At 72.7% G+C, this 12,365-nt stretch carries 11 protein-coding genes; 7 read left to right on the top strand and 4 right to left on the bottom strand.

Translation table 11 applies throughout. From position 1 onward, the window contains the following. Together ABZ914_RS35035 and ABZ914_RS35030 are read left to right on the top strand one after the other, a co-directional pair. Nucleotides 1–271: zinc-binding dehydrogenase (locus ABZ914_RS35035; RefSeq protein WP_500198517.1), on the top strand; the 271-nt coding region annotated here is incomplete at its 5' end. 194 nt (nucleotides 272–465) lie between these two features. Next, nucleotides 466–1,656: an FAD-dependent monooxygenase gene (locus ABZ914_RS35030; protein WP_500198516.1), complete on the top strand. Its 1,191-nt coding sequence runs from the start codon at nucleotides 466–468 to the stop codon at nucleotides 1,654–1,656. A 24-nt stretch (nucleotides 1,657–1,680) separates the two neighbouring features. On the opposite strand, the gene ABZ914_RS35025 is transcribed toward ABZ914_RS35030, so the two are convergent. Next, nucleotides 1,681–2,274: a MarR family winged helix-turn-helix transcriptional regulator gene (locus ABZ914_RS35025; protein WP_500198514.1), complete on the bottom strand. Its 594-nt coding sequence runs from the start codon at nucleotides 2,272–2,274 to the stop codon at nucleotides 1,681–1,683. An 80-nt stretch (nucleotides 2,275–2,354) separates the two neighbouring features. On the opposite strand from ABZ914_RS35025, the gene ABZ914_RS35020 reads away from it, so the two are divergent. After that, nucleotides 2,355–3,608: an MFS transporter gene (locus ABZ914_RS35020; protein ID WP_500198512.1), complete on the top strand. Its 1,254-nt coding sequence runs from the start codon at nucleotides 2,355–2,357 to the stop codon at nucleotides 3,606–3,608. A gap of 77 nt (nucleotides 3,609–3,685) precedes the next feature. Here ABZ914_RS35020 and ABZ914_RS35015 read toward each other — a convergent pair whose 3' ends face one another. Beyond that, on the bottom strand, nucleotides 3,686–4,762 hold the full coding sequence (locus tag ABZ914_RS35015; protein WP_500198511.1) for a slipin family protein: 1,077 nt from the start codon (nucleotides 4,760–4,762) through the stop codon (nucleotides 3,686–3,688). Nucleotides 4,763–4,982: 220 nt separating this feature from the next. Here ABZ914_RS35015 and bagA point away from each other — a divergent pair, with 220 nt between their 5' ends. Together bagA and bagB are read left to right on the top strand one after the other, a co-directional pair. Continuing rightward, nucleotides 4,983–5,978 carry an ATPase BagA gene (gene bagA, locus ABZ914_RS35010; RefSeq protein ID WP_347256650.1) on the top strand — a complete coding sequence of 332 codons (996 nt, stop codon included), beginning with the start codon at nucleotides 4,983–4,985 and terminating at the stop codon, nucleotides 5,976–5,978. Nucleotides 5,979–6,057: 79 nt separating this feature from the next. After that, the gene (bagB, locus tag ABZ914_RS35005) at nucleotides 6,058–7,218 is read left to right on the top strand and encodes an ATPase BagB (protein WP_500198509.1); all 1,161 of its coding nucleotides are present in this window, start codon (nucleotides 6,058–6,060) and stop codon (nucleotides 7,216–7,218) included. A gap of 495 nt (nucleotides 7,219–7,713) precedes the next feature. Here bagB and ABZ914_RS35000 read toward each other — a convergent pair whose 3' ends face one another. Then, the gene (locus tag ABZ914_RS35000) at nucleotides 7,714–8,574 is read right to left on the bottom strand and encodes a MerR family transcriptional regulator (protein WP_500198507.1); all 861 of its coding nucleotides are present in this window, start codon (nucleotides 8,572–8,574) and stop codon (nucleotides 7,714–7,716) included. 125 nt (nucleotides 8,575–8,699) lie between these two features. Between ABZ914_RS35000 and ABZ914_RS34995 the strand changes: the two genes are divergently transcribed. Beyond that, on the top strand, nucleotides 8,700–9,104 hold the full coding sequence (locus ABZ914_RS34995) for a hypothetical protein (RefSeq protein ID WP_500198506.1): 405 nt from the start codon (nucleotides 8,700–8,702) through the stop codon (nucleotides 9,102–9,104). 211 nt (nucleotides 9,105–9,315) lie between these two features. Here ABZ914_RS34995 and ABZ914_RS34990 read toward each other — a convergent pair whose 3' ends face one another. Continuing rightward, entirely contained in the window at nucleotides 9,316–9,627 is a 312-nt protein-coding gene (locus ABZ914_RS34990; protein WP_151540244.1) for a WhiB family transcriptional regulator, read from the bottom strand. A 325-nt stretch (nucleotides 9,628–9,952) separates the two neighbouring features. Between ABZ914_RS34990 and ABZ914_RS34985 the strand changes: the two genes are divergently transcribed. Then, entirely contained in the window at nucleotides 9,953–12,316 is a 2,364-nt protein-coding gene (locus ABZ914_RS34985; protein ID WP_190856033.1) for a transglycosylase domain-containing protein, read from the top strand. The last annotated feature ends 49 nt before the right edge of the window (nucleotides 12,317–12,365 follow it).

Raw genomic sequence — 12,365 nt, 5'->3', positions numbered from 1 at the left:
GGTCTCGGCGCTCGACGCGGTGCGGGGCGGCGGCGTGTTCGTCGCGGTGAGCGGCGGTCCGGCCGCCCCGGTGCCGCTGCGCGGCATCACCGTCCACAACGTGTGGATAAGGGCGGACGGCGCGCGGCTGGAGCAGCTGTCCGCGCTCGTCGACGCGGGGCGCCTCACGCTCCGCGTCGCCGGGACGTTCCCGCTGGAGGAGGCCGCCAAGGCGCACGAGCGGCTGGAGGCGGGCGGGCTGCGCGGGCGGCTCGTCCTCACCGCCGGCTGACCCGGCCCGCCGCCGGTGGGCCCCGGCCGACGCCCCGACCTGGGCCGGCGTCCTGACCCGGGCTGACGTCCTGACCTGGGCTGACGTCCTGACCTGGGCTGACGCCGCCGGGCCCCCGGCGGTCAGCGAGCGGTGCGCCGCCGGTCAGGGCGTCCGCCGAGTCTCTGTGTCAACGACGACGAACGGAGACGACGATGACCATGAACGTGCTGATCTCGGGTGCGAGCATCGCGGGCCCCTCCCTGGCCTACTGGCTGAGCCGCCACGGCCACCGGGTCACGGTCGTGGAGCGGGCCCCGGGCATCCGCCCCGGCGGGCAGGCCGTGGACTTCCGCGGCGAGGTCCACCTGAGCGTGCTCGAGAAGATGGGCGTCCTGGACGAGATCCGGCGGCGGCAGACGCACGGCGGGGCGCTCGACATGGTCGACGCCGAGGGCCGGGTCCAGGTCAGCCTGCCGGACTCCTTCACCGGCGGCGACGTGGAGATCCACCGCGGCGACCTCGCCGAGATCCTCTACACGCTGACCCGCGACCGCGTCGAGTACGTCTTCGGCGACTCGATCGCGACCACGACCGACACCGGGGACCGCGTGGACGTCACCTTCGAGCACGCGGCGCCCCGCGCGTTCGACCTGGTCATCGGCGCGGACGGGCTGCACTCCAACGTCCGGCGGCTCGCGTTCGGGGACGAGTCGCAGTTCGTCAAGGACTCCGGCCACCACGTCGCGATCTTCGAGGCGCCGAACCGGCTCGGCCTCGACACCGGCAAGCTGTACAGCGAGGTCGGGCGCGGCGTGTCGGTCTACCCGACGCGCGGCGGCGCCGGCGCGAACGTGATGTGCGTGTTCACCGACGACCGCCTCAGGCCGCACCACCGCGACGTGGACGGGCAGAAGCGCGCGCTGGCCGACCGGTTCCAGGGGATGGGCTGGCACACCGGCACCCTGCTGCAGGACATGTGGAACGCCCCGTACTTCTACTGCGACTCGATCAGCATCGTCCGGATGGACTCCTGGACGAAGGGCCGCGTCGCGCTGCTCGGCGACGCCGGGTACGGCGCGACCTGCGGCGGGATGGGCACCGGGCTGGCGGTCGTCTGCGCGTACGTGCTGGCCGGGGAGCTGGCGGCCGCCGGCGGTGACCACCGCGCCGCGTTCGCCGCCTACGAGAAGGCGATCAAGAAGTTCACCACGGCGTGCCAGCGGGTCGCGGGCGGCGCCGGGTCGTTCTTCGCGCCGAAGAGCGCGGGCTCGCTGCGCCGCCGCGCCACCGTGTACAAGCTGCTGACCAGGGGCCCGCTGACGAAGGTCCTCGACAAGCTGGCGACGCAGGCCGCCACCGCGATCAAGCTGAAGGACTACCCCGACCCGGCGCTCGCGGCATGACGGCGGGCCCTCGCGGCCCGGCCGTCACCCCTCTCGGGCCTCCTGCTCGGCGCGCACCATGACGCGCCGCAGGAGGTCCGACAGCGTGCGGCGCTCGTCCGCGGTGAGGCCGCCGAGCAGCCGGTACTCCTCGTGCCCGACGCCGCCCATCGCGCCGAGCCACGCGCCGCGCCCCTCCTCGGTCAGCTCGACCAGGACGCGCCGCCGGTCCGTCGCCGACGGGGTCCGGCGGACGAACCCGCGCCGCTCCAGCGAGTCCAGCCGGCCGGTGACCGAGTTCGGCGGCATGCCGAGGTCGGCGGCGAGCTCCGACGGGGCGGCGCGGCCGTGCCGGCCGCCGAGCGCCTGCAGCGTGTCGTACTCGTGCCGGTGCAGGTCGTACTCCAGGAGCGACCGGTCCTTCACCCGCCTGATGTGCTCGACGAAGCGGATCATCCGGGTGACGGAGCCCTCGATGTCGGGATCGAGGTCGGTCAGGATCCGCGTCCACCGCGCGACGTGCTCGTCGGTCCGGTCGCGCGGCTCGCCCGCGCCGGCCCGGTCGCGCGGGGCCGCCGCGCCGCTCCGGTCGCGCGGTCCGGGCCCGCCGTCCCCGCCGCCGTCCCTGCTGCCGTCCATGCACGGATCGTACGACCCTCGCTACTTCGACAGCGAATAATTCTTTGACGAATAGTTCGATAGCGAACTACATTGCCGCCATGGCCCACCCGCTGCGCGGCCGCGACTTCCGGCTGCTGTTCACCGCCCGCGTGCTGTCCCTCACCGGCGACGCCGCCGTGCCCGCCGCGCTCGCCCTCGCCGTGCTGCGCGCCACCGGCTCCACGTCCGCGCTCGCCCTCGTGCTCGGCTGCGCGATGGTGCCGCGCCTGCTCCTGCTGCCCGTCGGCGGCGTCCTCGCCGACCGGCTCAACGCCCGCACGGTCGCCGTCGCCACCGACCTCGCCGGCTGCGGCGCCCAGCTGTTCGCCGCGATCGAGCTGCTCGGCGGGCACCCCCGGCTCTGGCACCTCGCCGCCGCCCAGGCGGTCGGCGGCGCCGCGTCGGCCTTCCAGACCCCGACGATCTCCCCGATGATCACCGGCACGGTCGAGGCCGGCGGGCTGCGGAAGGCCAACGCCCTGCTCGGCACCGCCAACGGCGCCACCCGCCTGGCCGGGCCCGCGCTCGCCGGCACCCTCGTCCTCACCGCCGGGCCCGGCTGGACGTTCCTGCTCGACTCCGCCTCGTTCGCCGCCAGCGCCGCGCTGCTCGCCCTCGCCCGCGTCCGCCGCGCCCCCGCCCCGGACCGCGCGGACGGCGGATCGGGCCGCCGCCTGCTCCGCGACCTCGCCGAAGGCTGGGGCGAGGTCCGCTCCCGCGACTGGTACTGGACGAGCCTGATCGCGCACGCGGCCTGGAACGGCGCGTCCGCCGTGCTGCTCACCCTCGGCCCCGCCATCGCCGTCGACCGGCTCGGCGGCGAGGGCACCTGGGTCGCGACCGTGCAGGTCGGCGCGGTCGGGCTGGTCGCGGGCGCGCTGCTGGCCGCCCGCGTCCGGCCGCACCGGCCGGTGCTGGTCGCCAACCTCGGCCTCGCCACGTTCGCGCTGCCGCTCGCGCTGCTCGCCGCCGCCGCGCCCGCGCCGCTGGTCATCGCGGCGTACGGGCTGGCACTCACCGGGCTCGGCGTGCTCAACCCCACGTGGGAGACCGTCGTCCAGCTGACCATCCCGCAGCGGTCGCTGGCGCGGGTCACCTCCTACGACTGGCTGCTCTCCCTCGGCGCCGCGCCCCTCGGCTACGCCCTCGCCCCGTGGGCCGCGTCCGCGTGGGGCGCGTCCGTCCCCCTCATGATCAGCGCGGTGCTGGTCGGAGCGACCTGCCTGGGGACGGCCGCGGTCCCCGGCGTGCGGGCGCTGACCATGCCGAAGGCCGCCGAGCCCGAGCCCGAGCCCGTCCCGGCGGCGCCCTGAGCCCCGCCCGCCGCGGGCGCGCACACGACACCCGCGCCCGCGGCGGGCACGCGCGTGAACGAGAGAGGCGGCCGACGTCAGAAGTCGGTGGGAGGCTCCTGCTCGGGGGCGCCGCCCCCGGCCGGGCGTTCGCCGCCCTCGATGCCGCGACGCTCGCCCTCCTTCGGCCCCCGCACCTCGTCGGACTTCTCGCCCCGCGCCACCCCGTGGTGCGGCCGCGGGTCGTCCAGCCCGATGACCGGCGGGACGTCCTCCGCCGACTCCAGCGTCGACGGCTGCTCCGCCGCCTTCGCCAGGTCCTCCTCCGCCTTCGCGAGCCGCTCCCGCAGGTCCAGCCGGTTCGCCGCGGACTGGGACCCGCCGTCCCCGCCGCCGCTCATCTTGTCGAAGAACCGCAGGATCTCCACCGGCAGCGGCATCACCAGCGTGCTGTTCTTCTCCGCCGACACCTCCACGACCGTCTGCAGCAGCCGCAGCTGCAGCGCCGCCGGGTCCTGCGACATGATCTCCGCCGCCGCGGCCAGCCGCTTGGACGCCTGGAACTCGCCGTCCGCCGTGATGATGCGGGCGCGCCGCTCCCGCTCCGCCTCCGCCTGCCGCGCCATGGACCGCTTCATGCCCTCCGGCAGCGAGACGTCCTTGATCTCCACCCGCTCGATCAGGATCCCCCACGGATCCTGGGTGATCTCGTCGATGATCGAGCGCAGCCGAACGTTGATCTTCTCGCGCTCGCCGAGCAGCTCCTGCATGTCCGCCTGGCCGATCGCCGACCGCAGCGACGTCTGCGCCACCTGCGAGATCGCGTACCCGTAGTTCTGCACGTTCACGATCGCCTTCACCGGGTCGACCACCCGGAAGTAGACGACCGCGTCGACCCGCACGCTCACGTTGTCCTGGGTGATGCCGTCCTGCGCCGGCACCCCCATCGTGACCGTCTGCTGGTTCACCTTCTGCATCCGCTCGATGTACGGGATGATCGCGGTCAGGCCGGGGCGGCGGACCGCACCGGGCCGCAGCTGGCCCCCGCGCTGCACCTGGCCGAACCGGAACACGATGCCGTGCTCGAACTGCTGCACGACGCGCAGCGACGAGGCGAGCGTGATCAAACCGCCCACCACGACGATCAACACAATGATCAGGGCCACCGTTGCCATCACGGGCCACCTTTCGCTCGTGGACGGTCCGTACCCGTCGGGGTGCGGACGTACCGGCCCGAAGGCCGGTCTCACGTTTCCCAGCTAACCTCGCGGGCACGCCCGGCACAACGGCCCCGGCGAGCGATCTACCGACGCGTAGGGCATCGTGTCAGGGATCACTTGCATCGGGGAGGGCGCCCTCTAAAGTCCTTGCCGAGTGAACGATATGGTCGATCGGGTGAGCGCGAGAGACACCGACTGGGACGGCGTACGCCTCCACGTCGTCACCGGCAAGGGCGGGACGGGGAAGACCACCGTCGCGGCCGCACTCGCCCTGGCCCTGGCCTCCGGCGGCCGCAAGGTCCTGCTCGTCGAGGTCGAGGGCCGCCAGGGCATCGCCCAGCTCTTCGACTGCCCGCCGCTGCCCTACGAGGAGCGCCGCGTCGCCGTCGCGCCCGGCGGCGGCGACGTCCACGCGCTCGCCGTCGACACCGAAGAGGCGCTCATCGAGTACCTCGAGATGTTCTACAACCTCAAGCGCGCCGGGAAGGCGATGACCAAGCTCGGCATCGTCGACTTCGTCACCACCATCGCCCCCGGCCTCCGCGACGTGATCCTCACCGGCAAGACCTCCGAGTCCGTCCGGCGGAAGAAGAAGGACGGCTCCTTCATCTACGACGCCGTCGTCATGGACGCCCCGCCCACCGGCCGGATCACCAAGTTCCTCAACGTCAACGACGAGGTCTCCGGCCTCGCCAAGGTCGGACCGGTCCGCAACCACGCCGACACCGTGATGAAGGTCGTCCGCAGCCCCGAAACCGCGGTCCACTTCGTCACCCTGCTGGAGGAGATGCCCGTCCAGGAGACGATGGACGGCATCCGCGAGCTCACCGAGGTGGGGCTGCCCGTCGGCGGCGTCATCGTCAACATGGAGCACCAGCCCGTCCTGTCCGAGGACGACCTCGCCGCGGCCGCCGCCGGCACCCTCGACACCGACGAGATCCTGCGCGGCGTGAAGGCCGCCGGGCTGGAGCACGACGCCGAGTCCATCGCCGCGGTCCTCGCCGCCGAGGCCGGCGAGCACGCCCGCCGCACCGCGCTGCAGCGCCGCGAGAAGGAGCGGCTGGAGTCCGTCGACCGGCCCCGCTACACGCTCCCGATGCTGTCCGACGGCATGGACCTCGCCGGCCTGTACGACCTGGCCGCCGCCCTCCGCGCCCAGGGCGCCGCATGACCGGGCGGATCGAGGTCCCGCGGCCCGCGTCGCCGGGCGGCCGCCCGCCGCAGGAAACCAGCGTGATCCTGGAGATCGAATGAGCCCGGCCAAGAACCCGCCCGCGCTGGACGTCGACGCGCTGCTCGACGACCCGCGCACCAAGATCATCGTGTGCTGCGGGTCCGGCGGCGTCGGCAAGACCACCACCGCCGCGGCCCTCGGCGTGCGGGCCGCCGAGCGCGGCCGCGACGTCGTCGTCCTCACCGTCGACCCGGCGCGCCGCCTCGCCCAGTCCATGGGGCTGTCCGAGCTCGACAACAACCCGCGCCGGATCGAGATCGACGGCGACGGCGAGCTGCACGCCATGATGCTCGACATGAAGCGGACCTTCGACGAGATCGTCGAGGCGCACGCCGACCCCGACCGGGCCAAGCAGATCCTCGCCAACCCCTTCTACCAGTCGCTCTCCTCGTCCCTGTCCGGCACGCAGGAGTACATGGCGATGGAGAAGCTCGGGCAGCTGCACCGCTCCGGCGCCTGGGACCTGATCATCGTCGACACCCCGCCGTCCCGCAACGCCCTCGACTTCCTGGACGCGCCCGAGCGGATGGGCCGCTTCCTCGACGGCCGCTTCATGAAGATCCTCGCCGCCCCCGCCAAGACCGGCGGCCGGTTCGGCGTCAAGGTGATCAGCGCCGGGTTCGGCATGTTCACCGGCGCGATCAACAAGGTCCTCGGCGTCCAGCTGCTCCGCGACGTGCAGACGTTCGTCGCCGCGTTCGACACCATGTTCGGCGGGTTCCGCGAGCGCGCCGAGAAGACGTTCCGGCTGCTCCAGACCCCCGGCACCGCGTTCCTCGTCGTCGCCGCGCCCGAGCCGGACGCGCTGCGCGAGGCGTCCTACTTCGTCGAGCGGCTCGCCGAGGAGCGGATGCCGCTCGCCGGGCTCGTCGTCAACCGCGTCCACGAGTCCGCAGCCGACGGGCTGTCCGCCGCGCGCAGCCAGGCCGCCGCCGAGACACTGGAGGAACGCGGCGAGCACCCCCTGACCGCCGCGCTGCTCCGCCTGCACACCGACCGGATGCAGCTCGCCGCGCGCGAGGAACGCCTCCGCGACCACTTCGCCTCGACGCACCCGACCGTCCCGGTCACCGCCGTCCCCGCCCAGGCCGAGGACGTCCACGACCTCGAAGGCCTCCGCCAGGTCGGCGAAGACCTCTCGGTATTTTCGCAATCCCGGCCCAAGCGCCTCGCCTAGCGGCTGTGTCTCCCCAAGCCCGGCCCAGGGCGCTCGCCTAGCGACTGTGTCTCCACAAGCCCGCCCCAGGGCGCTCGCCTAGCGACTGTGTCTCCACAAGCCCGCCCCAGGGCGCTCGCCTAGCGACTCGCCCCCTGACCGTGCTTGGGCGAGCGCGAACTCGCTTCGCGAGCTTCCCGGCGGGGCTCGCCTCCGGCATCGCTCCGCCGGTCAGACAGCGCGCTCGCGCGACGGCTCAGGCCCCCGGCCACCGTTCCCTCAGCGAGGTGCGGCCGTGTCCGGCGCGCCGTCGCGGAAGCGGTGGCGTCGCCGGGGAGGCGGCACGCCTACGGCCAACGGCCGGTGCGCCGGGACGCATGCTTCCGGCTACTTCCGGGCCGCTCGGCGCGTGGGAACGCATGCGGCCGAAGACACCGAGGCGCCCCGCAGTGGACGTCTGGCGCGCCGGGACGCTGGGCCGACACCGGGTGGGTCTCGCGGACGGGTGCGTTCGGGCTAGTCCGTTCGTGCGGGCGGGGGCGGTGCGGTGGCGGCGGCGGGGGCGGTCTGGAAGACGGGCCAGCCGATCTCGGTGCGCCAGCCTGACGGGTCCGGGGTGTCGCGGCGGCCGACGAGGTAGTACTCGCGCATGGGACCGTCCACCGCGAGGGCGTGCCGCGAGACGTACGCCGCGAGCATGCCGTAGGAGCGGTCCACCTCGGCGGGCGGCCCGTGGTGCGTGATGACGGCCAGCTCCGCCGCCGGCACCTCATGCGGGACGACGCGGCCCATCGGGCGGACGGTCCCGGCGCACGGCACGAAGATGGTGGCCTCGCCGCGATGCCGCGTGTACACCTCGTCCGCGAAGACGCCGCCGGCATTGCCGGTCTCCCGCACGTCCTGCGCCGCGAGCGTCCCGTACAGCTCACCTAGCGCGCCCTCGAACCACGCGGCCATGTCGGCGACGTCGACGACACCGGTGACGGCCGCGGCGCGCACCGCCGGCACGCTGCGCAACTCGACGTTCGCGGACGCGTCCGCCGGGGGAGGCGCGAGGAGGTCGCGCAGCGCGGCGACGGCGCGCCGCGTCCGGCCGAGGTCGTCCTCCAGCCGGTGCAGGTGCGCGACGATCCGCTCGTTGCGGGCGTGCACGTCCGGCGCCGCGAGCACCGCGTCGATGTCGTCCAGCGGCATGCCGAGGTCGCGGAAACGGCGGATGACCTGCGCCGTCGGGATCTGCTCGGCGGTGTAGCGGCGGTAGCCGGTGGCCGGGTCCACGTGGGCGGGTTCGAGCAGCCCGACCCGGTGGTAGTGCCGCAGCGTCTTCACGCTCATGTGGGTGGCGCGCGCGAAGTCCCCGATGGACAGGTACGTCATGCCGCCCATTGTGCGGTCTCCCCTTGGGGGAGAGTCCTCACCGCCCGCCGGCCTTGACCCTGCCCGTGCGGCAGCCGGAAACGTCGGTCGCGACGGCCCGCCGGGCCGACGGAAGGAGACCGACGATGACGCAGGCGACCGACTACGAGCCGCGGCCCGCCACGATCGAGGACATCGCCCGCCGCTACGTCGCGGTGTGGAGCGAACCCGACGCCGCCGAGCGCCGCGCCGCCATCGCCGCGCTGTGGGCGGAGGACGGCGTGGAACTCGTCGAGTCCGCGCGGTTCCGCGGCCACGCCGAACTGGCGGACAGGATCACCGAGGCGTACGACGAGTTCGTGGTCGGCCGCCGGTACGCCGTGGTGTCGGCGGGCGACGTGTTCGCCCACCACGACGCCGTCACGTTCACCGTCCGGCTCGTGACGGAGGACGGCGACGTCGCGTGGGCCGCGCGGGTGTTCCTCGTCCTCGGCGAGGACGACCTCATCCGCTACGACTACCAGTTCACCGTGCAGCCACTGAAGGCATGACCTGCCGAGCCCAGCGCGCACACGCCGTTGCGCGGTGTGAGCATGGGTAGGCGCGGCGGCAGGCCCGTACCGCATCGGTACGGGCCCGCAGCCGCACTCAGGTGGACCTTCCGGTCACCTGCCGTCGCCGGACGGACCTCGCGGACCGTCCGTGCCCTCGCCCGTCCACCGGACGGCCGTGGGCGTCATCCCAACCGGCGCCGAATCCCGCTCAGCTCGCGACGAGCTCTTCCTCGTCGGCCTCGACCGACCGCTCGTACTCCTCCTTGGCGGTCTCCAGCAGGTCGCGCCACGAACGCACGTCCGGCCGCCGGCGAAGGAGCGCGCGGCGCTCCCGCTCGGTCATGCCGCCCCAGACGCCGAACTCGATCCTGTTGTCGAGGGCGTCGGCGAGGCACTCCGTGCGCACCGGGCAGCCGCGGCAGATGAGCTTGGCCCGGTTCTGCGCCGCTCCCTGAACGAACAGGGCGTCCGGATCCGCGTTACGGCAGGCGGCGCGGGCGGTCCAATCCGTGATCCACATCTTGGCCCCACTCCCCTAGGGTCTGTGTCGATTTGCGCTCCTTGGCCGGACGGGCGCGGACGTCAGGCCGCCAAACGAAAGCCGTGGGGAAGAACTTACGGAAGCGAGGGACGATTCAACAGACCCCGATGGGCCCATTCTCGATATAGCCCACCGGGGCCATACCGCCGGAACGGACTAGTTACCTGTAGTTGACGCGCCAGACATGGCGCAGGTTGTCACGAGGGGCACATACCGGACGAACGTGTTGCGCCGGCGGCCCGCTGCGCCCAGGCCCGGGGGACCTGTCCCGTATGCACTGGTCGTCCCGCGTACCCTAGACCCCGTGCGCGATGCGAAGCTAGATCGGGGTAAGGCCTTCTCCACGCTGTTCAGGCTGCTGGGGGCAGGTGTCGTCGCGGGCGTCCTGGTCGCGTTCATCGCGCTTCCCGGCGTCGGCAGTGCGGGACTGACCGCGCGCGACGCCGCGAACAACTTCGAGAACATGGACAGTGCCCTCAAGACGACACCACCGTCGGAGAAGACGGTGATGTACGACGCGAACGGCAAGCAAGTGGCCACGTTCTTCGACAAGTACCGCGAGTCCGTCCGGCTCGACCAGGTCGCGCCCATCATGCGGCAGGCGATGGTCGACATCGAGGACTCGCGCTTCTACAAGCACGGCGCCCTCGACCTGAAGGGCACGATCCGCGCGCTGGCGTCCAACGTCGAGTCCGAGCAGACGCAGGGCGGGTCCACCCTCACCCAGCAGTACGTGAAGAACCTGCTCGTCGACCAGGCGACGACCGAGAAGGAGTACCAGGAGGTCACGGCCCCGACCGTCGGCCGCAAGCTCCGCGAGCTGCGCTACGCGCTCGACATCGAGCAGCGCATGACCAAGGACCAGATCCTCGAGGGCTACCTGAACGTCGCGTACTTCAGCGCCGGCGCCTACGGCATCCAGGCCGCCGCCAAGCGGTACTTCAGCGTCCCCGCGAACAAGCTGAACCTCGGGCAGGCCGCCCTGCTGGCCGGCATCACGCAGAACCCCACCCTGTACGACCCGATCCGCAACCCGAAGGAGGCCCGCAAGCGGCGCGACATCGTCCTCTACCGGATGGCGCAGCTCGGGCACATCTCCAAGGCGCAGGCGGACGCCGAGGCCGCGAAGCCGATCCTGCTGAACCGCACCGACCCGGTCGGCGGCTGCGAGTCCAGCAAGGCGCCGTACTTCTGCGAGTACGTCAAGTACGACATGCTCGACATCCTCTCCAACGGCAAGTACTGGTCGATGACGCCGAAGGAGCAGGAGAGCGTCGTCAACAAGCTGAACCGCGGCGGCTACACCATCCGCACCACGCTCGACATGAAGGCGCAGAACGCCGTCGACCGGGCGCTGCGCAGCAACGTCGCGCCGGCCGGCAACCGCGTCGGCGCCGAGGCGATGGTCGAGCCCGGCACCGGCCGGATCAAGGCGATCGGGCTGAGCAAGCGGTTCGGCGCCGGCAAGGGCCGCACCACCATCAACCTGCCCGCCGACGTCCACCACGGCGGCGGCACCGGCGTGTCCGCCGGGTCGACGTTCAAGACCTTCACGCTCGCCGCGGCGCTGGACGAGGGCATCCCGGTCAGCACCTCCATCAACTCGCCGCAGACGACGACCGTCAGCGGCTTCCAGCCCTGCAAGTACACCGGGACCATCAACGGGGTGAAGTACAAGAACCAGATGGCGGGCGGCGGCACCTGGACGCTCCACAACGCCGGTGACAGCGAGGCGGGCAACTTCGACCTCAAGACCGCGACCTGGCACTCGGTCAACACGTTCTACGCCCAGCTGGAGAAGCGCGTCGGCGTCTGCGACGCCGTCGCCATGGCGAAGGCGTTCGGCATGAAGCAGGCCAACGGGCAGGAGCTCGCGCCCGTCCCGTCCCAGGTCCTCGGCACCAACGACGTCGACATGGTCCACCTCGCCGCCGCCTACGCCGGCTTCGCCGCCCGCGGCAAGTACTGCTCGCCCCTGTCCGTCACGCAGGTCATCGACTCCGACGGCAAGCAGCTGAAGCTGCCCAAGCAGGACTGCCACCAGGCCGTCGACCAGGCCGTCGCCGACAAGGTCGACTCGATCCTCAAGGGCGTCCTCACCAAGGGCACCGCCGCCGGGCGCGGCATCGGCCGCCCCGCCGCCGGCAAGACCGGCACCTGCGAGGAGTTCACCTGCGCGGTGTTCGCCGGCTTCACCCCGAACCTGGCCGCCGCCACCGCCTACTGGGACTACCGCGGCCCCTGGCAGTACAAGGTGTACGGCGTGTACGGCGCGGACACCCCCGGCGCCATGTGGCAGCAGAGCATGCAGTCCGCTCTGGCCGGCAAGCCCGCCCCCGACTTCAACACCCCGTCCCGCGACTTCGGCGACACCACCAGCGTCCCGAAGGTGAAGGGCATGAAGGTCGCCGCGGCCAGGGCCAAGCTCCTGGGCGCCGACCTCAAGGTGCAGGTCGCGTCCGGGTCCGTCGACTCCGACCAGCCGAAGGGCACGGTCGTGTCCACCTCGCCGGACGCGGGCACCGAGGTCCCGCCCGGCACCACCGTCATCCTCTACATCAGCAGCGGCAAGAAGAAGCCCGGCGACGCGGGCGGGAACGGGCACGGCAACAACGGGGACGGCGGCAACGGCCAGGGCTACCCCGGCTGGCCGCCGCCCGGCAACTGACGACGCGCGACCCGGCGACCGCCGGACATGAGAAGGGCCCGGCGACACC

The sequence above is a fragment of the Spirillospora sp. NPDC046719 genome (assembly GCF_040645715.1).
In the GTDB taxonomy this organism is placed as follows: Bacteria; Actinomycetota; Actinomycetes; order Streptosporangiales; family Streptosporangiaceae; genus Spirillospora.
Note: the sequence above shows the minus strand (reverse complement) of the source record. Positions and strands in the feature narration are given on the sequence as shown.